Source organism: Sphingomonas yantingensis (assembly GCF_014199325.1).
Classification (GTDB): Bacteria; Pseudomonadota; Alphaproteobacteria; order Sphingomonadales; family Sphingomonadaceae; genus Sphingomonas; species Sphingomonas yantingensis.
On record NZ_JACIJJ010000005.1, the window covers coordinates 71,509 to 91,602 of the forward strand.

Consider the following 20,094-nt stretch of genomic DNA (forward strand, 5'->3'; position numbering starts at 1 on the left):
TTTCACCCCGGATCAAGTCCGGGGTGACGGTGCTCTCCGGGCAAAGAAAAAGCCGCCGCCGGGCATCCCCGACGGCGGCTTTTCTCATTTAGGCCCGAACGATCAGTCGTTCAGATACTCGCCCGCATCGGCGTCGGTGCCGTGACCCGAGGGGGCCACGTCCGCCAGTGGATCATTGCCGGCGCCCTGCGAATCGCGGGGCGAGCGCGCCAGTTCGGCGGCGTGCTCTTCCTCGGCCGAGTTCGGGGCGATGATCGTCGCCTCCGCCATCCGGCGCTGCGCGACGCGAAGCGCGGCGTCGCGCGACGATGCCGCCACGCGCATCCGGTTCATGCCCGCGCCGGTGCCCGCCGGGATGAGGCGGCCGACGATGACGTTCTCCTTCAGCCCGTTCAGCGAGTCGATCTTGCCCTGCACCGACGCCTCGGTGAGCACGCGGGTCGTCTCCTGGAACGAAGCGGCCGAGATGAACGAACGCGTCTGGAGCGAGGCCTTGGTGATGCCCAGCAGGACCGGCTTGCCCTGGGCGGGCTGCTGGTTCTTGTCGAGCTTCGAATTGGCCTCGTCCATCTCGTCGCGGTCGAGCTGTTCACCCTTCAGCAGCGTGGTGTCGCCGCCGTCGGTGATCTCGACCTTCTGCAGCATCTGGCGAACGATCACCTCGATGTGCTTGTCGTTGATCTTCACGCCCTGCAGTCGATAGACTTCCTGGATTTCGCTGACCAGATACTCGGCCAGCGGCTCCACGCCCATCGTCTCCAGAATGTCGTGCGGATCGGGCGACCCGCCGATCAGGTTGTCGCCGCGCTTGACGTAGTCGCCTTCCTGCACGTCGATGACCTTCGACTTGGGGACGAGATACTCGACCACCTCGCCGCCATCGTCGGGCTGGATGCCGATCTTGCGCTTCGCCTTATAGTCCTTGCCGAACAGGACGCGGCCCGAGACCTTGGCGATGATCGCCGAGTCCTTGGGCGTCCGCGCCTCGAAAAGCTCGGCGACGCGCGGCAGACCGCCGGTGATGTCGCGGGTCTTGGCCGATTCGCGGCTGGCACGGGCAAGCACGTCGCCCGCCTGCACCTGCGCACCGTCCTCCACCGACAGCACCGTGCCGGGGGCGAGCATGTAGCGGCCCACATCGCCTGAATTCTCGTCGAGCAGGGTCAGGCGGGGACGCAGGTCCTCCTTGGCCTTGCCGCGATATTCGGTGACGACGCGCTGCGAGATACCCGTCGCATCGTCGGCCTGCTCGGTCAGCGTCTTGCCTTCCATCAGGTCCTGATACTTCACGATACCGGGGTTCTCGGTGATGACCGGCATGGTGAACGGGTCCCACTCGGCCATGCGATCGCCCTTGGTGACCACGTGACCGTCGTCGAACAGCACGTACGCGCCGTACGGGATGCGGTGCGTCGACAGCTCGCGGCCGTCCATGTCGAGGATCGCGATCTCGCCCGAGCGCGACAGCGTCACGCGGCGACCACGCTGGTCGACGATCAGGCGCAGGTCGCGGAACTCGACGGTGCCGTCGACCGGCGCCTCGAGGTTCGACTGCTCGTTGAGCTGCGCCGCGCCGCCGATGTGGAACGTCCGCATCGTGAGCTGCGTGCCCGGCTCGCCGATCGACTGGGCGGCGATGACGCCCACCGCCTCGCCGATGTTGACCGGCGTACCGCGGGCAAGGTCACGCCCGTAGCACTTGCCGCACACACCCTGCTTCGCTTCGCAGACCAGCGGGCTGCGGATCTTCATGCCCTGGATGCCCAGCGCCTCGATCTGCGCGATCATCGGCTCGTCGAGGAGCGTGCCCAGCGGGATCACGACCTCGTTCGACTTCGGATCGACGACGTCCTCGGCCGTGGTGCGGCCCAGGATACGCTCGCCGAGCGAGGCGATGACCGAGCCGCCCTGAACGATCGCGCGCATTTCGAGCGCGCGCTCGGTGCCGCAATCGTCCTCCATCACGACGCAGTCCTGCGACACGTCGACAAGGCGGCGGGTCAGGTAGCCCGAGTTCGCCGTCTTGAGCGCGGTGTCGGCAAGACCCTTACGAGCACCGTGGGTCGAGTTGAAATATTCAAGGACGGTCAGGCCCTCCTTGAAGTTCGAGATGATCGGCGTCTCGATGATCTCGCCCGACGGCTTGGCCATCAGGCCGCGCATACCGGCCAGCTGCTTGATCTGCGCCTGCGAACCGCGGGCACCCGAGTGGGCCATCATGTAGATCGAGTTGATCGGCTTCTCGCGGCCGGCCATCTCGCCGTCCTCGTAGCGCTTCACCGCCTTGATCTCGTCCATCATGGCCGCCGCCACCTGGTCGCCGCAACGGCTCCAGGCGTCGATCACCTTGTTGTACTTCTCCTGCTGGGTGATGAGGCCGTCCTGATACTGCTGCTCGTAATCCTTCACGAGCGCGCGCGTCTCATCGACCAGCCCGACCTTGGCGTCCGGGATAATCATGTCGTCCTTGCCGAACGAGATGCCGGCGCGGAACGCGTGACGGAAGCCGAGCGCCATGATCGCGTCGGCGAACAGCACGGTCTCCTTCTGACCGGTGTGGCGATAGACCTCGTCGATCACGTCGCCCACGTCCTTCTTGGTGAGGAGGCGGTTGACGATCTCGAACGGCACCTTGTGGCTCTTCGGCAGGGTCTCGCCCAGCAGCATGCGGCCCGGCGTCGTCTCGAAGCGCTTGAGGTACTGGTTGCCGTCCTCGTCGGTCTGCGGGACGCGGCTGACGATCTTGGTGTGGAGCGTCACCGCGCCGTTGAACAGCGCCTGGTGCACTTCCTCCATGTCGGCCAGCACCATGCCCTCACCCGGCTCGCCGGTCTTTTCCAGCGAGAGGTAATAGAGGCCCAGCACCATGTCCTGCGACGGCACGATGATCGGCTTGCCGTTCGCCGGCGACAGGATGTTGTTGGTCGACATCATCAGGACGCGCGCTTCCAGCTGCGCTTCCAGCGACAGCGGAACGTGCACGGCCATCTGGTCGCCGTCGAAGTCGGCGTTAAATGCCGAGCAGACGAGCGGGTGCAGCTGGATCGCCTTGCCCTCGATCAGCACGGGCTCGAACGCCTGGATGCCGAGGCGGTGGAGCGTCGGTGCGCGGTTCAGAAGGACCGGGTGCTCGCGAATGACTTCGTCGAGGATGTCCCAGACTTCCTTGCGCTCCTTCTCGACCCACTTCTTGGCCTGCTTGAGCGTCATCGACAGGCCCTTGGCGTCCAGACGGGCGTAGATGAACGGCTTGAAGAGCTCGAGCGCCATCTTCTTGGGCAGGCCGCACTGATGCAGCTTCAGCTCCGGACCGGTCACGATGACCGAACGGCCCGAATAGTCGACGCGCTTGCCGAGCAGGTTCTGACGGAAGCGGCCCTGCTTGCCCTTGAGCATGTCGGACAGCGACTTCAGCGGACGCTTGTTCGCGCCCGTGATCGTCCGGCCGCGGCGGCCGTTGTCGAACAGAGCGTCGACCGCTTCCTGCAACATGCGCTTCTCGTTGCGGACGATGATGTCCGGCGCGCGCAGCTCCATCAGCCGCTTCAGGCGGTTGTTGCGGTTGATGACGCGGCGATACAGGTCGTTGAGGTCCGACGTCGCGAAGCGACCGCCGTCCAGCGGCACCAGCGGGCGGAGTTCCGGCGGGATGACCGGCACGACGTCGAGGATCATCCACTCCGGACGGTTGCCCGAATCGATGAAGCTCTCGACGACCTTCAGCCGCTTGATGATCTTCTTGGGCTTGAGCTCCGACTTGGTGGTCGCCAGCTCTTCGAGCAGGTCGCGGCGCTCACCTTCGAGGTCGAGGTCCATGAGCATCATCTTGACCGCCTCGGCGCCGATCCCGGCCGAGAACGCGTCCTCGCCATACTGGTCCTGCGCGTCGAGCAGCTCGTCCTCGGTGAGGAGCTGATACTTCTCGAGCGGGGTCAGGCCAGGCTCGGTGACGATGTAGCTCTCGAAATACAGCACGCGCTCGAGCTGCTTGAGCTGCATGTCGAGGAGGAGGCCGATGCGCGACGGCAGCGACTTCAGAAACCAGATGTGCGCGACCGGGGCGGCCAGCTCGATATGGCCCATCCGCTCGCGGCGGACCTTCGAGACCGTAACCTCGACGCCGCACTTTTCGCAGACGATGCCCTTGTACTTCATGCGCTTGTACTTGCCGCACAGGCACTCGTAATCCTTGATCGGACCGAAGATGCGCGCGCAGAACAGGCCGTCACGCTCGGGCTTGAACGTGCGATAGTTGATCGTCTCGGGCTTCTTGATCTCGCCGAACGACCACGAGCGGATGCGCTCGGGCGAGGCGATGCCGATCTGGATCTGGTCGAAGGTCTCCGGCTTGGCGACCGGGTTCGCGAAGTTGGTCAGTTCGTTCATTTCTAGTCCCTCGTCCAACTCCCCTCCCTGACAAGGGAGGGGCTGGGGGTGGGTTGGGTGCCTCAGGCGTCCCGTATGGGGAGAGGCACCCACCCCTCGATCCCCTCCCTGCGTGCAGGGAGGGGAGGGTCTGCTTGGCTTACTCCGCCGCCTCGGCCAGATCGTCGCCTTCGTCCATCGACTTCAGTTCGACGTTGAGGCCCAGCGAGCGCATTTCCTTGACGAGAACGTTGAAGCTCTCGGGAATGCCGGCCTCGAACGTGTCGTCACCCTTGACGATCGCCTCATAGACCTTGGTGCGGCCGACCACGTCGTCGGACTTCACCGTCAGCATTTCCTGCAAGGTATACGCCGCGCCGTAAGCCTGGAGCGCCCAGACCTCCATCTCGCCGAAGCGCTGGCCGCCGAACTGCGCCTTGCCGCCCAGCGGCTGCTGGGTGACGAGGCTGTACGGCCCGATCGAACGCGCGTGGATCTTGTCGTCGACGAGGTGGTGGAGCTTGAGGACGTACTTGTACCCCACCGTCACCTTGCGATCGAAACGATCGCCGGTGCGACCGTCATAGAGATCGACCTGACCCGATTCGTCGAGGCCCGCCAGGCGGAGCATCGCCGTCACGTCGGCTTCGACCGCGCCGTCGAACACCGGCGTTCCCATCGGCACGCCCTTGCGGACATGACCGGCGAGGTCGGCGATCTGTTCGGGCGTCCGCGCCGCGATCTCGTCGGCGTAATTGTCGCCGTAGATCTCGCTCAAGAGCTCACGCACCGCCTCGGGCGGCTGGCCCGCCTCGGGGTTCGGGTTCGCCTCGCGCCAGCTGTCGAGCGCCGCACCGATCTTGCGACCGAGACCGCGCGCGGCCCAGCCGAGGTGCGTCTCGAAGATCTGCCCGACGTTCATGCGGCTCGGCACGCCCAGCGGGTTGAGCACGAAGTCGACCGGCGTCCCGTCCTCGAGGAACGGCATGTCCTCCTGCGGCAGGATGCGGCTGATGATGCCCTTGTTGCCGTGACGGCCGGCCATCTTATCGCCCGGCTGCAGCTTGCGCTTGATGGCCACGAACACCTTGACCATCTTGAGCACGCCCGGCGGCAGCTCATCGCCGCGCTCCAGCTTCTCGCGGCGATCCTCGAACTTTTCGCGGATGCGCTTGGCCGCCTCGTCATACTGGGCCTTCACGCCCTCGAGATTGGCCTGCACGGCGTCGTCGGCGACGGCGAACTTCCACCATTCGTGGCGCTCGACGCTCTCGAGCAGAGCGTCGTCGATGACCGCGCCCTTCTTGAGACCCTTGGGCACCGCGGTGGCGGTCTGGCCGATCAGCATGTCCTTCAGGCGCGACCAGGTCGCACGGTTGAGGATGCCGCGCTCGTCGTCCGAGTCCTTCTTCAGGCGCTCGATCTCCTCGCGCTCGATCGCCATCGCGCGCTCGTCCTTGTCGATGCCGTGACGATTGAAGACGCGGACGTCGACGATCGTACCCGACACGCCCGGCGGCAGGCGCAGCGACGTGTCGCGCACGTCCGATGCCTTCTCGCCGAAGATTGCGCGCAGGAGCTTTTCCTCCGGCGTCATCGGCGATTCGCCCTTCGGCGTGATCTTGCCGACCAGGATGTCGCCCGGCTCGACCTCTGCACCGATATAGACGATGCCCGCCTCGTCGAGGTTGCGAAGCGCTTCCTCGCCGACGTTCGGGATGTCGCGGGTGATGTCCTCCGGCCCGAGCTTGGTGTCGCGGGCCATGACCTCGAACTCCTCGATGTGGATCGAGGTGAAGACGTCGTCCTTGACGATACGCTCGCTGATGAGGATCGAGTCCTCGTAGTTGTAGCCGTTCCAGGGCATGAACGCGACGAGCACGTTGCGGCCGAGCGCCAGCTCGCCGAACTCGGTCGAGGGACCGTCGGCGATGACGTCGCCCGCCTTCACCATGTCGCCCACCTTCACCAGCGGACGCTGGTTGATGCAGGTCGACTGGTTCGAACGCTCGAACTTCATCAGCGTGTAGATGTCGACGCCGCTCTCGCTGGCGTCCACATCGCCGGTCGCACGGATGACGATACGCGCCGCGTCGACCTGGTCGACGATACCGTCACGCTTCGCCGCGATCGCCGCGCCCGAATCGCGGGCCACGGTCTCTTCCATGCCGGTGCCGACGAACGGCGCCTCGGCCTGGAGGAGGGGGACCGCCTGACGCTGCATGTTCGAGCCCATCAGCGCGCGGTTGGCGTCGTCGTTTTCCAGGAACGGAATGAGCGAGGCCGCGACCGACACGAGCTGCTTGGGGCTGACGTCCATCAGCGTGATCTGCTCGGGCAGCGCCATCAGGAACTCGCCGCCCTGACGGGCCGAGACGAGCTCTTCCGAGAAGCGGTTCTCAGCATCGAGCGCTGCCGACGCCTGTGCGACGGTATGCTTCTGCTCCTCCATCGCCGACAGATAGACGACCTCGTTGGTCACCTTGCCGTCGATGATCTTGCGGTACGGCGTCTCGATGAAGCCGTACTTGTTGACGCGGCTGAACGTGGCGAGCGAGTTGATGAGGCCGATGTTCGGCCCCTCAGGCGTCTCGATCGGGCAGATACGGCCATAGTGCGTCGGGTGAACGTCGCGGACCTCGAAGCCCGCACGCTCACGCGTGAGACCGCCCGGCCCGAGCGCCGACACGCGGCGCTTGTGCGTCACTTCGGACAGCGGGTTGGTCTGGTCCATGAACTGCGACAGCTGCGACGAGCCGAAGAACTCGCGCACCGCGGCGACCGCGGGCTTGGCGTTGATGAGGTCGTTCGGCATGACCGTCGACACGTCGACCGAGCTCATGCGCTCCTTCACCGCGCGCTCCATGCGGAGCAGACCGACGCGGTACTGGTTCTCAAGTAGCTCGCCGACCGAACGCACGCGGCGGTTGCCGAGGTTGTCGATATCGTCGATCTCGCCCTTGCCGTCCTTCAGGCCGACCAGCGTCTTGATGACCGCGAGGATATCCTCGCTGCGCAGCGTCGTCACCGTGTCCGGCGCGTCGAGGTCGAGGCGCATGTTGAGCTTGACGCGGCCCACGGCCGACAGGTCGTAGCGCTCGGGGTCGAAGAACAGGCCCGCGAACAGCGACTCCGCGGTCTCCAACGTCGGCGGCTCGCCGGGACGCATGACGCGATAGATGTCGGCCAACGCCTGTTCGCGCTCCTCGGCCTTGTCGGCCTTGAGCGTGTTGCGGATCCACGGGCCGGTCGAGACATGGTCGATGTCGAGCAGCTCGACGCGGTCGATGCCGGCCTTGTCGAGGAGTTCGAGGTTCTCGGCCGACACTTCGTCGCCCGCCTCGATATAGATCTGGCCCGTCGTCTCGTTGATGAGGTCGAACGCCGAATAGCGGCCGAAGATTTCCTCGGTCGGGATCAGCAGCTCAGTCAGGCCGTCCTTCGCCGCCTTGTTCGCGGCGCGCGGGCTGATCTTCTGGCCGGCGGGGAAGATGACTTCGCCCGATTTGGCGTCGACGATGTCGAACATCGGCTTGGTGCCGCGCCAGTTCTCCGCCGCAAACGGAATCTGCCAGCCGTTCGGGCCGCGGACGTACGTCACGCGGTTGTAGAAGTGGTTGAGGATGTCCTCGCTGTTGAGGCCGAGGGCATAGAGCAGCGACGTGACCGGCAGCTTGCGCTTGCGGTCGATGCGGACGTTGACGATGTCCTTGGCGTCGAACTCGAAGTCCAGCCACGAGCCGCGATACGGAATGACGCGCGCGGCGAAGAGGTACTTGCCCGACGCGTGGGTCTTGCCGCGGTCATGGTCGAACAGGACGCCCGGCGAACGGTGCATCTGCGACACGATGACGCGCTCGGTGCCGTTGACGATGAAGGTGCCGTTGCCCGTCATCAGGGGCATGTCGCCCATGTAGACGTCCTGCTCCTTGATATCGAGGACGCTGCGCGCCTCGGTATCGGGATCCACCTCGAACACGATGAGGCGCAGGGTGACGCGCATCGGCGCGGCATAGGTGATGCCGCGCTGACGGCATTCTTCCTGGTCGAACTTCGGGCTTTCCAGCTCGTAGTTGACGAAATCGAGTTCGGCGGTGCCGGCGAAATCGCGGATCGGGAACACGCTGCGCAGCGTCTTCTCAAGGCCCGAGACGTAGCCGATCGAGGGATCCGAGCGCAGGAACTGCTCGTAGCTCTCGCGCTGCACCTCGATCAGGTTCGGCATCTGCACCACTTCGTGGATGTCGCCGAAAACCTTGCGGATGCGGCGCTTCATCGTGCCGCGTTCGATTGCCTTGGATGCCATAAGCTGCTGTTCGCCTCGCTCAGCCGGAATGTCGGGCGCAAATGCCATTCGGGACGCAAAAAGCCGCGTATCCCGCATGGGACCGCAGCTTGATGGGGCGTCCTGAAATATCCTTTAAGACCAATCCCTATGGCGCGCTGCGCGACGGCGCACCCTATCCCGGTCTTGAAGGCAGAGGCGCGATATAGGCGGCGGGGGTGAGGCTGTCAAACCACGCGCAGCCCAAAAAGCCGCGGCGGGATGCGCGGGGGACTAGCGGCGGGGGCCGGAACAGCGATAAAGCGCGGCCCCATGTTCCGGTTCCCACTGTTGCTTGCCGCCGCGATCCCCGCGGCCATGCCCGCCGCCGCGCAGGATACGCCGCCGCAGGTCAATCCCTCGCAGGCCAATCCCTCGCAAGAACGCATCCTGCCGCCGATCGACTATTCGCTGCCGCCGGGCGAGGGGCAGCAGCAGCCGGCGCCCGCGCCGACGCCGACGACGGCCGCGCCGCGGGTGACGCCTACGGCGACGCCGACGCCGCGCGCCACCCCCACGCCGCGCGCGACGCCGACCCCGCGGGCAACACCGACGCCGCGCGCGACGGAAACGCCTAGGCCCGAGGCGACGCCGACCCCGGCACCGACCGAGGCAGCACCAGTGCCGGTCGAAACGCCGGTCGCGGTAGAGACGCCGACCGCGGAGGCGACTCCGGTGGCGGAGGCGACGCCTGTCACTGCCGCGCCCGCCGCTGCCGAGGGCAGCGGCGGGACGATCTGGTGGATCGTCGGCGGGGTCGTGGTGCTCGCAGGCCTGGCCTTCTGGTTCCTGCGCCGACGCGGCGCGAACGACGGCTTCGTCGAGGCGGCGGCGGTGCCGGAGCCCGCGGCCGCCCCCGTGCCGCCGCCTGCGCCGCGCGCCGTGGTTCCGCCGCCGGCGCCGCGCCCCGTCACGCCGCCGCCCGCGCCGCGTCCGGCAGCCCCGGTCGCCGCACCGCCCGCAGCACCTCGCCCGCCCGCGCCCCCGGCCGAGCCGCCGCAGTTCCTCTCGCGCCCCGCGGGCACGCCGCTCACCCCGCGGTCGGACATTCCCGCCGGCACGATCACCGCCTTTCGCGCGCCCGCGCCCGTCGCCGGCGGCGGCACGCTGACCGCGTTCAGCCGCCCGGCGCCGCAATTAGGCATCGAGCTTCAGCCGATCCGCGCGGGGCTTCAGGAGGATGCCGGCTTCGTCGAGTTCCAGTTCGCGATCCTGAACCAGAGCGATCAGGCGGTGTCGGACATGCTCGTCTCCGCCTGGATGCTGACCGCCAGCGCCGAGCAGGACGAGCGCATCCTTGCCCACCTGAACGAGCCGGTCGATCCGGCGCAGCACAGCCGCTACGCGCTTCGCCCGCAGGAGCATCGCGAGCACCGCGCGGCGATGGGCGCGCCGCTGGACGAACTCAACGTGGTCGAGGCGGCGGGGCGGCGGTTCTTCGCGCCGATCATCCTCGTCGATGCGCGCTACCGCGCCGAAGGCGGTGGGCAGGGGCGCAGCACCGCCGCCTTCACCGTCGGGCGTCCGAGCCCCACCACCGGCAAGCTCGTCCCCATCTATGTCGACCGCGGCCCATTGATCGTCGAGGGGCTTACCGCGCGCCCCTATCCCATCCGCCGGACGCAGGCGGCGTGACGTAACGAATGCCACGAAATGCCGCTTGCGGGCGGTCGCTGTCTTGCTAAGCTGATACAGTTACCTTTGGGGGAGTATCATGAAGCTGAGGCAGATGACCGCCGCGCTGGCGCTTGCCGCGTGCTGGCCGGGGATGGCCGCCGCGCAGAGCCGGGCTGCACCCGCCGCCGCGCCCGCGCGGCTCAATATCGACATGCAGTACTTCACGCTGCCCAACGGGCTGCGCGTCGTCCTGTCCAAGGATGCGATCGCCCCTACCGTCACCGTGGGCGTCTATTACGGCATCGGTTTCCGCGTCGAGCCGCGCAACCGCACGGGCTTCGCGCACCTGTTCGAGCATCTGATGTTTCAGGGATCGGGCAACGCACCCAAGGGCGTGTTCGACACGACGATCACCGGCGTCGGCGGCATCAACAACGGCTCGACCCGGTTCGACTTCACCAATTATTTCGAGATCGTCCCCTCGAACGCGCTCGAGCGGATCCTGTGGCTCGAGGGCGACCGCATGGCCCGCCCCGTGATCGACGAGACGGTGCTGAAGAACCAGCAGGGCGTCGTCGGCAACGAGGTGAAAGTCAACGTCCTCAACCAGCCCTATTCGACCTGGCCGTGGATCGACCTGCCGATGCTCGCCAACGAGAATTGGCACAACGCGCATAATTTCTACGGCGACCTGACCGAGATCGAGGCGGCGACCGTCGCCGATGCCAAGACCTTTTCGGACAGCTATTACCGCCCGTCGAACGCCGTCCTCGTCGTCGCGGGCGACATCGACTATGCCGCGACGCGCGCGATGGTGACGCGCTATTTCGGTGCCATCCCCGCCAAGCCCCGGCTGCCCCAGCCCGACATCAGCGAGCCGCGTCAGACCAAGGAGAAGTTCAAGAGCCGTGTCGACCGCCTCGCGCCGCGGCCGGGCTATGCCGCGGGTTACAAGGTGCCGCCGCGCGGCACGCCCGAATGGTATGCGATGGGCCTGATCGACCAGATGCTGGTGCAGGGCGAGGACAGCCGCCTCTATGCCGAACTGGTGCAGAAGCGCGGCATCACCGGATCGATCGACGGCGGCATCAACGCGCTGCTCGGCACGATGTACAATTACAACGGCCCGATGCTGTGGAGCTTCAGCTTCAGCCACGATCCGTCGAAGTCGAATGCGGAGATCACCGCCGCGATCGACGGCGTGATCGACGGGCTGCGCACCCGGCCGGTGACGCAGGCCGAACTCGACCGCGCGCGCACCAAGATCCGCTCGGACCTCTATGCCACGGTCGATGGGCAGGGCCGGGTCGGACTGATCGACCTGCTCGCGGTTCACGCGCTGTTCGACAACGACCCGACCAAGGTCAACCGGATCGAGGACGGCTTTGCCAAGGTGACGCCCGCCCTCATCCAGAAGGTCGCGCAGGAATATCTGCGCCCGACCAACCGCTCGATCTACGTCATCGAACCCGGCGCGGCCCAGCCCGCCGCCGCGGCCAAGGGAGCTGCCAAGTAATGCGCTCGCTCGTTTCCACCGCCGCGCTGAGCCTGGCCGCGCTGGTCGCCGCCACGCCGGCACTCGCGCAATCCTATCCGCCCGCGCCGCCGATCGGCAGCCCAAAGCCGTTCAACGTGCCCGCCAGCGAGACCTACACGCTGCCCAACGGCATGATCGTCACGCTCGTGCCTTATGGCGCAGTGCCCAAGGCGTTCATGATGCTCGACGTCTATGCCGGCGGCGTGAACGAGGACGACAAGGTCTGGCTGTCGCAGCTTGCCGCCGAAATGACCAAGCAGGGGGCGGCGGGCAAGACCGCCGGCCAGATCGCGACTGCCGCCGCCGACATGGGCGGCAACCTCAACGTCTCGCCCGGCGAGGAGAAGACGAGCTTCGCGATCGACGTGCTGTCGGAGCATATCGGTCACGCCGTCGCGCTGCTGAGCGACGTCGCGACGCGGCCCGACTTCCCCGCAGCGGAGTTCGACCGGGTCAAGGCCGACGCGGTCCGCCGCCTCGCGCTCACCATGTCGCAGCCCGGCACGCTCGCCACCGCGGCGCTGTTCAAGCGCTATTACGGGGCCACGCATCCCTATGGCCGCTACGTGCCGACACAGGCGCAGCTGTCGGCGTACACGCTGGCCGATGCCAAGCGCTTCTACGCCGCCAATTTCGGGGCGAAGCGCGCGCATCTCTACATCGCCGGCCGGTTCGACACCGCCGCGGCGAAGGCGGCGATCGAGCAGGCGTTCGGCGGTTGGGCCGCGGGCGCCGATCGCGCCCGCGTGCCCTATACGCCGATCACCGGCCCGGCGGTGCTGCTCGTCGATCGCCCCGGCGCGCCGCAATCGACGCTGCGACTCGCCTTCCCGGCGCCTGCCGGCGCTTCGGCGGGCGACGTGCCCGAACGCGTGTCGAACGCGCTGCTGGGCGGGGCGTTCAGCTCGCGCATCACGCGCAACATCCGCGAGGACAAGGGCTATACCTATTCGCCCGGCTCCTCGATTCAGTTCTGGCCGGGGGCGGGCACCTGGGTCTTTCAGGCCGACGTGACGAGCACCGCGACCGGTGCTTCGCTGACGGAGGTCTACAAGGAGATCCGCCGGCTCCAGACCGAAACCCCGCCGGCCGAGGAGGTTGCGGGTTCGCGCAACTATCTGGCTGGGCTGTTCGCGATCCAGAACGCGACGGCGGCCTCGCTCGTCAATTCGATGGCGCAGCGCGACGCGCTGGGTTGGCCGAAGGACTGGCTCCAGACCTATGTCCCCGCGGTCCTCGCGGTGACGCCGGCGCAGGTGCGACAAGCCGCGGTCGCGTCGCAGCCGCTGGACAAGGCGACATTGGTCGTCGTCGGCGACCTCACCAGCGTCGAGCCGCAGCTCAAGGCGTTGCCCGAACTGAAGGGCGTGACGTTCCAGCGCGTGACCGTGCCCTGATCCGCGCCGGGTCGAGCGCCCGCGCGATCGGCCGCTCGACCCGGCGATGGACTATCAAGCTGGCGGCGATGCCGAGGATCGCCGCCGGCAGCATCAACGCCGCGGGCGGCACCGCCCCGGCGGTCAGCGCGAACAGCGGCTTCATGACGAGCAGGTGCGTGAGATAGATCGCGTAGCTGGCATCGCCCAGCGCCTCCAGCCGGGGGCGCCGCGTGACGGGCTCGCGCGAAAGCGTCCAGACCATCGCCGCGATCGTGAGCGTTCCGGCAAAGAAACGGATGCGATCCATCAGGCCGGCATGCAGCGCCAGCATGAAGATGAGGCAGAGGCCGCCGCCCATAGCCACCGCGCGCATCGTCGCCCGTCCGCGCCATACCTCGCCGATCCACATGCCCGCCGCGAACTCGATCAGGATGGGGCTGGTCCACGCGCTGCGCTGTGCCGAGCCGATCGCGGCGAGGGTGAGCAGCAGCGCCGAGAGGAGCGGCGTGCGCCACCGCACCGGCAGCATGAGGGTCGCGGCGAACAGCAGGTAAAAACTCATCTCGTAATGCAGGGACCAACCGGGGGCGAGCAGGGGAAGGCCCATGGCGGTCGGCCCCGCATTCCCTTGCGGCAGGAAAGCGAGCGCGCTGGCGATGCGGCCCGCGCCGGGCGCCATCCCCGCGACCGCCAGCCCCGTCGCCATCACCAGCGTCGCCAGCCAGTAGAGCGGCACGACCCGCCGGATGCGGGCGAACAGGAACGGGGTGGGCCGGCTGTTCTCATCGGTGATCGCGACCATCATGAAGCCGCTCAGGACGAAGAACAGGTCGACGCCGAACGCGCCGGGGATGAACGGCACGCCGCCCATCTCGCCGGCATGGAACGCGACGACGCCCAGCGCCGCGATCGCGCGCAGCTGTTGCAGCCCCATCAGCCGCGCCGGTGGTTCCGTCCGCCCCATGTGCACGGGCTATCCGACAAAGGTGAACCAAGCCTCGCTTGACCGTTGCGGCGCCGATGCCTCATTCGGATCAGATGATCTGGAACGACAACCTGACCGCCGAGCGCCCGAGCTTCGTCACGCACCTGGAATGCGGACTGACGGGGGAGCGGTACGAGGCCGATGTGGTGCAGGGCCTGTCGCGCGCCGGCCGGCCGCTATTGGTGCGCTACGACCTCGACAGCGTGCGCGCGGCCCTGACGAAGGACGTGCTGGCGGGGCGCCCGCGCGACCTGTGGCGCTGGCGCGAATTGCTGCCGGTGCGCGACAAGGCCAACATCGTCAGCCTGGGCGAATGCGAGACGCCGCTGATCCCGCTGACGACGGCGGGCGAGCGGCTGGCGGCGCGCGCGCCCTTGGTGAAGGACGAGGGGCGGCTGCCGACCGGCAGCTTCAAGGCGCGCGGCCTCGTCATGGCGATCAGCATGGCAAAGGCGCTGGGCGTCCGGACGATCGCGATGCCCACCAACGGCAATGCGGGCGCGGCGGCGGCGGCCTATGCCAGCCGGGCGGGGATCGAAAGCGTGATCCTCTGCCCCGACGACACGCCCGAGATCAACGTGCGCGAGATCGCCGCGCAGGGCGGTCGCGTCTACCGCGTCAACGGCCTCATCGACGATTGCGGCGCGATCGTCGCCAGGGGGTGCGCCGAGAATGGCTGGTACGACCTGTCGACGCTCAAGGAGCCGTACCGGATCGAGGGCAAGAAGACGATGGGGCTGGAGCTGGCCGAACAGCTCGGCTGGGAGCTGCCCGACGCGATCTTCTATCCGACCGGCGGCGGCACCGGCCTGATCGGCATGTGGAAGGCATTCGACGAGCTGGAAGCGATCGGCCTGATCGGCTCGCGCCGCCCGCGCATGTATGCGGTGCAGGCGTCTGGCTGTGCCCCCATCGTCCGCGCGTTCGAGGCTGGCGAGCGCCACGCGGAACGCTGGGAGGACGCGCATACCGTCGCCGCCGGCATTCGCGTGCCCAAGGCGGTGGGCGATTTCCTGATCCTCGACGCGGTGCGCGAAAGCGGCGGCAAGGCACTGGCGATCGGCGACCCCGCGATCGTCGCGGCGACCGAACGTGCCGCGATCGAAGACGGGCTGCTCCTCTGTCCCGAGGGCGGCGCGACGCTGGCGGCGTACGAACAGGCGCTGGCCGATGGCGAGGTCGGGCGCGACGAACAGGTGGTGCTGTTCAACTGCGCGACGGGGCTGAAATACCCGATGCGCGATCGGTCGAAGACGCTGGACCGGCACGGGACGATCGACTTGCCGAGCCTCTAGCCTCCCGTCATCCCGGGCTTGACCCGGGATCCCGCTTCTTCTTCTTCTCGGCCGTTGAAAAGGCAGCGGGACCCCGGATGAAGTCCGGAGCGACGGTCACAAATCTGGTGGCACCCGCCCGTCGCATCGGCCGGGACGGGCGCCCTGCCCATCAACGGATCGGTGAGTTGGGGTCGAGCCGCATGTCGAGATAGCGGTCCACGCTGCCCATCAGCTGCGGCATCTCGTGCTCGAAGAAGTGGTTCGCGCCTGGGATCGTGTCGTGGTGGATGGTGATGTGCTTTTGCGTGCGCAGCTTGTCGACCAGCTTCTGGGTTGCGCTCGGCGTCACTACTTCGTCCGCATCGCCCTGGATGATGATGCCCGAGGAGGGGCAGGGGGCGAGGAAGGTGAAGTCGTACATGTTCGCCGGCGGCGCGATCGAGATGAAGCCGCGAATCTCCGGCCGGCGCATCAAGAGCTGCATGCCGATCCACGCGCCAAAGCTGACGCCCGCGATCCACGTCGTCTGCGCTTCAGGGTGGAAGCTCTGCACCCAGTCGAGCGCGCTCGCCGCATCCGACAGCTCGCCGATGCCGTTGTCGAACGTCCCCTGGCTCTTGCCCACGCCGCGAAAATTGAAGCGCAGCGTCGCGAAACCGCGGCGCTGGAAGGTTTTGTAGAGCTCCTGCACGATCCGGTTGTTCATCGTGCCGCCCGACTGCGGGTGCGGATGCAGGATCATCGCGACGGGCGCGCGCGGGCGGGGGGCGGGGGCGAAGCGCCCCTCGAGACGGCCTTCGGGGCCGGGAAAGATCACTTCGGGCATCGGTTTCCTGTACGACTGTCGGCGCCGCGAAAGCTGGCGCCCACCAATGCGACGGCTATATAGACCGGGCGGCCCGACAAGCAACGCCGCCGGGAGACGAAGCGCTTGGGCAATCGCCTCTATCTGGATCACGCCGCCGCCACGCCGATGGTCGAGCCCGCGATGGCCGCGGTCGCCGCGGCGATGACCGACTGGGCCAATCCGTCGAGCCCGCATGCCGAGGGGCGGGCAGGGCGCGCGGTGCTGGAGGCGGCACGCACGCGGCTCGCCGCCGCCTATGGCTGGGCGGGTGAGGTCATTTTCACGGGCGGCGCGACCGAGGCGTTGGGCATCGCGCTGACCCGCGCGGAGGTGTCGCGGGTGCTGGTCGGCGCGACCGAGCACGAGGCGGTCTTGCGCGCCGCGCCTGAGGCAGAGCGGCTGCCCGTTACCGAGGACGGCACGTTGGACCTCGCCGCGCTTCAGGCGGCGCTGTCGGCCGACCCGTCTCCGGCGCTGGTCGCCGTCCAGTGGGGGAACAACGAGACGGGCATCCTCCAGCCGCTCGCCGAGATCGCACGGATCGTTCATGCCGCCGGCGGACTGCTGCTCGCCGATGCCGCGCAGATGCCGGTCGGCTGGGACGACGAGGATTTGCCCCAGCATCATGCCGATTTCATCGCGCTATCGGGGCATAAGCGCGGCGGGCCGCCGGGGATCGGCGCGCTGCTGATCCGCGATTTCGCTGCGCTGCGCCCCTCCGGCGGGCAGGAGCGCGGCTATCGCGGCGGGACCGAGAATGTGCCGGGCGCGCTCGGCTTCGTCGCGGCGGTGGACGTGCCCGAGGACCTGATCGACCTCGCCGAGCTGCGCGAACGGCTGGACCACCGGCTCGCCGCAGTAGGCGCGGAGCGGGTGGGGGCGGAGGCGGAGCGGCGGACGCCGACGATCGCCGCCTATCGGATGCCCGGCGTGGCGGCGGCAACGCAGCTCATCCGCTTCGACCTGATGGGTATTTCGGTGTCGGCGGGCGCGGCCTGCTCGTCGGGGACGATGCGGCCGAGCCATGTGCTCGCTCAGATGGGCGTCGCGCCGGAGGCGGCGGGCGAGGTGATCCGCGTCAGCTTCGGCCGGACGACGACGACCGAGGACGTGGACCGTTTCGTCGACGCCTGGACGACGATCCGGCGCGAGGCGGGTGGCGCAGTGGCGGAGGGCGACCTCCTCATATGATCTATCTCGACCATCAGGCGACGACGCCGCTCGCGCCCGAGGCGCTGGCGGCGATGCTGCCGTGGCTGGAGCGCCAGCACGCCAATCCGCACAGCCCCCACGCCCCCGGCCGCGCCGCGCGGGCGGCGGTCGAGGTGGCGCGCGATGCCATCGCCGCGCAGATGCCGCCGGACGGGCGCGTCGCGTTCACGAGCGGCGCGACCGAGGCGCTCAACTGGGCGATCAAGGGCACCGCCGGCCCGATCGTGACGATCGCGACCGAACATGCCGCGGTGCTCGATACCGCTGCCGCAACGGGGCGGCCGGTGAGGGGGCTGCCGGTCGGGCGGGACGGCATCGTCGACATGGACGCGGCCCGCGCGGCGATCGTGCCGGGGACGGGGCTGGTCGCGGCGATGCTCGTCAACAACGAGATCGGCGTAGTCCAGCCGATCGCCGAACTCGCCGCGCTCGCGCATGATGCCGGCGCGCTGATGCTGTGCGATGCGGTGCAGGGCTATGGCCGGACGCCGATCCCGGAGGGCTGCGACCTGATCGCGGTGTCGGCGCACAAGATCTATGGGCCGAAGGGGATCGGCGCCTTGTGGATACGCGACGGCATCGACCTTGCGCCGCTGTTGCACGGCGGCGGGCAGGAAGCCCCGGGGCGGTCGGGCACGCTCAGCCCTGCGCTCTGCGCCGGGTTCGGCGCGGCGGCGCGGCTGGTGAGGGCGCGGATGGAGGCGGACGCGGCGCACGTCGGGCGTTTGTTCGACCGGGCGCTGGCGGTGCTGGGCGATGGCTGGACGCTCAACGGATCGGCGATCGAGCGTTGGCGCGGCAACCTCAACGTGCGCCGGGACGGGCTGGACGTGGCGCGCCTCATGTCCGAATGCCGCGATATCGCCTTTTCCGCGGGCTCCGCCTGTGCCAGCGGATCGGGGCGGTCCAGCCACGTCTTGCGCGCGATCGGCTTGACCGAGATCCAAGCGCGGTCGAGCATTCGGATCGGCTTCGGCCGCGACACCACGGAGGAAGACCTGATCGACGCCCTCACCCGCATCGACGCCGCCGCCCGGGCGCAGCGGATCGCCGCATGACGCGCATCCGCTTCGTCGCCGCCGATGGCGAGACCGTGCGCGAGGTGACGGGGGTACCGGGCGACCGCCTGCTCGACCTCGCCCAGAATGACGGCCAGCCGCTGGAGGGGACATGCGAGGGGCAGATGTCATGCTCGACCTGCCACGTCATCGTCGCGGCAGAGGATTTCGACCTCTTGAAGCCCGCAAGCGAAGAGGAGGAGGACATGCTCGACCTCGCCGCCGGGGCAACGCGGACCAGCCGGCTCGCCTGCCAGATCTGGATCGAGGACGGGTGGGAAGCGCTGACCGTCCGCATCCCGCCCGAACGCCGCGACATGCGCGGGCGCGGCTGAACACGGAACCGCGGTTCCTTACAGGGATTAGGAAGGCTCTCCCTTCCTGCCGCTGGAGGCTCTCATGTCCGGTTACGTCGCCTATTCCCCCGCCCTCGAGACGATCGGCGAGGACGAGCACGAGACGGTTGAGGGGCTGAAGGAGCAGTTCGGCCACATCCTCGATACGACGCTGGCTGACTATGGCCGCGGCGTGCGGTCGGTTCATGCCAAGGGCCACGCGATCGCGCGCGGGCGGTTCGTCGTGGCGGCAGGCTTGCCGCCCGAACTGGCGCAGGGGCTGTTCGCCAAGCCCGGCGAGTATGAGGCGGTGTTCCGCATCTCGACCAATCCGGGCGACATTCTCGACGACGCGATCTCGGTCCCGCGGGGCATGGCATTGAAGGTGCTGGGCGTCGAGGGCGAGCGGCTGCCGGGCAGCGAGGGGGAGGCGACGCAGGACTTCGTCATGGCCAACGCCCCCGCCTTCGCCGCAAAGGACGCGAAGGCGTTCCTCGGCAACCTGAAACTGCTGGCGAAGACCACCGACAAGGCGGAGGGCGCCAAGAAGCTGTTTTCCGCCGCGCTTCAGGGGATTGAGGCGGGGCTGGAGAAGCTTGGCACCGAAAGCGGGCTTTTGAAGACGCTGGGCGGCGCGCCTCAGGTGCATCCGCTCGGCGCCACCTATTTCAGCCAGACGCCGTACCGCTTCGGCGATCATGTCGCGAAGTTCCAGCTTCGCCCGGTTTCGCCAGACCTGCTCGCGCTGGTCGGCGAGCGGATCGACGTGAAGGGGCGGCGCGATGCGATCCGCGAGGATACGGGCGAGGCATTGGCGCGGCACGGCGGCGTCTGGGAATTGCGCGTCCAGCTTTGCACCGACGCCGAGGCGATGCCGATCGAGGACGCGACCGTCGTCTGGGACGAGGAAGCGAGCCCCTGGCGCACCGTCGCCCGGCTGGAGATCGACCCGCAGCCCGGCTGGGGCGAGCGCCACGAGGCGCTGGACGAGGCGCTGTCCTTCCGCCCGTGGCATGGCCTTGCCGCGCACCGCCCGCTCGGCAACATCAACCGGGCGCGCAACGAAACCTATCGCTTCTCCGCCGACACGCGGCGGCGGGCGAACGGGTGCCCGCTGCACGAGCCGGCGGCGCTCGCCGAGATCGCCTGACCGCTTGC

General features: G+C 68.1%; 12 protein-coding genes. 8 read left to right on the top strand and 4 right to left on the bottom strand.

Translation table 11 applies throughout. The features are described from left to right. Nucleotides 1-102: 102 nt before the first annotated feature. Both rpoC and rpoB read right to left on the bottom strand, forming a co-directional pair. Nucleotides 103-4,386 carry a DNA-directed RNA polymerase subunit beta' gene (rpoC, locus tag FHR19_RS15525; RefSeq protein ID WP_184030346.1) on the bottom strand — a complete coding sequence of 1,428 codons (4,284 nt, stop codon included), beginning with the start codon at nucleotides 4,384-4,386 and terminating at the stop codon, nucleotides 103-105. Nucleotides 4,387-4,525: 139 nt separating this feature from the next. After that, a complete protein-coding gene (rpoB, locus tag FHR19_RS15530; RefSeq protein ID WP_184030348.1) occupies nucleotides 4,526-8,671 on the bottom strand; it encodes a DNA-directed RNA polymerase subunit beta in 4,146 nt (1,381 codons plus the stop codon). A 291-nt stretch (nucleotides 8,672-8,962) separates the two neighbouring features. Here rpoB and FHR19_RS15535 point away from each other — a divergent pair, with 291 nt between their 5' ends. The 3 genes from FHR19_RS15535 to FHR19_RS15545 all read left to right on the top strand — a co-directional run bounded on the left by FHR19_RS15535 (nucleotide 8,963) and on the right by FHR19_RS15545 (nucleotide 13,240). Then, nucleotides 8,963-10,324: a hypothetical protein gene (locus tag FHR19_RS15535; RefSeq protein ID WP_184030350.1), complete on the top strand. Its 1,362-nt coding sequence runs from the start codon at nucleotides 8,963-8,965 to the stop codon at nucleotides 10,322-10,324. A gap of 79 nt (nucleotides 10,325-10,403) precedes the next feature. Then, nucleotides 10,404-11,822, top strand: a complete 1,419-nt coding sequence (locus FHR19_RS15540; RefSeq protein ID WP_184030352.1) for a M16 family metallopeptidase — start codon at nucleotides 10,404-10,406, stop codon at nucleotides 11,820-11,822. Next, the gene (locus FHR19_RS15545) at nucleotides 11,822-13,240 is read left to right on the top strand and encodes a M16 family metallopeptidase (RefSeq protein ID WP_184030354.1); all 1,419 of its coding nucleotides are present in this window, start codon (nucleotides 11,822-11,824) and stop codon (nucleotides 13,238-13,240) included. The genes FHR19_RS15540 and FHR19_RS15545 overlap by 1 nt, the downstream gene beginning before the upstream one ends. Here FHR19_RS15545 and FHR19_RS15550 read toward each other — a convergent pair. Then, on the bottom strand, nucleotides 13,185-14,186 hold the full coding sequence (locus tag FHR19_RS15550) for an acyltransferase family protein (RefSeq protein WP_184030356.1): 1,002 nt from the start codon (nucleotides 14,184-14,186) through the stop codon (nucleotides 13,185-13,187). The genes FHR19_RS15545 and FHR19_RS15550 overlap by 56 nt on opposite strands. Before the next feature lie 74 nt (nucleotides 14,187-14,260). Here FHR19_RS15550 and FHR19_RS15555 point away from each other — a divergent pair, with 74 nt between their 5' ends. Beyond that, nucleotides 14,261-15,502 carry a threonine synthase gene (locus tag FHR19_RS15555; RefSeq protein WP_184030493.1) on the top strand — a complete coding sequence of 414 codons (1,242 nt, stop codon included), beginning with the start codon at nucleotides 14,261-14,263 and terminating at the stop codon, nucleotides 15,500-15,502. A 151-nt stretch (nucleotides 15,503-15,653) separates the two neighbouring features. Here FHR19_RS15555 and FHR19_RS15560 read toward each other — a convergent pair whose 3' ends face one another. Beyond that, nucleotides 15,654-16,310 carry an alpha/beta hydrolase gene (locus FHR19_RS15560; protein WP_096341832.1) on the bottom strand — a complete coding sequence of 219 codons (657 nt, stop codon included), beginning with the start codon at nucleotides 16,308-16,310 and terminating at the stop codon, nucleotides 15,654-15,656. 105 nt (nucleotides 16,311-16,415) lie between these two features. Here FHR19_RS15560 and FHR19_RS15565 point away from each other — a divergent pair, with 105 nt between their 5' ends. The 4 genes from FHR19_RS15565 (at nucleotide 16,416) to FHR19_RS15580 (ending at nucleotide 20,086) form a co-directional block, all read left to right on the top strand. Continuing rightward, a complete protein-coding gene (locus FHR19_RS15565) occupies nucleotides 16,416-17,522 on the top strand; it encodes a cysteine desulfurase family protein (protein WP_184030358.1) in 1,107 nt (368 codons plus the stop codon). Next, nucleotides 17,519-18,601, top strand: a complete 1,083-nt coding sequence (locus FHR19_RS15570; RefSeq protein WP_184030361.1) for a cysteine desulfurase family protein — start codon at nucleotides 17,519-17,521, stop codon at nucleotides 18,599-18,601. The genes FHR19_RS15565 and FHR19_RS15570 overlap by 4 nt, the downstream gene beginning before the upstream one ends. After that, on the top strand, nucleotides 18,598-18,936 hold the full coding sequence (locus tag FHR19_RS15575; RefSeq protein WP_184030364.1) for a 2Fe-2S iron-sulfur cluster-binding protein: 339 nt from the start codon (nucleotides 18,598-18,600) through the stop codon (nucleotides 18,934-18,936). The genes FHR19_RS15570 and FHR19_RS15575 overlap by 4 nt, the downstream gene beginning before the upstream one ends. A gap of 64 nt (nucleotides 18,937-19,000) precedes the next feature. Beyond that, entirely contained in the window at nucleotides 19,001-20,086 is a 1,086-nt protein-coding gene (locus FHR19_RS15580; RefSeq protein ID WP_184030367.1) for a catalase family protein, read from the top strand. Nucleotides 20,087-20,094 lie beyond the last annotated feature (8 nt).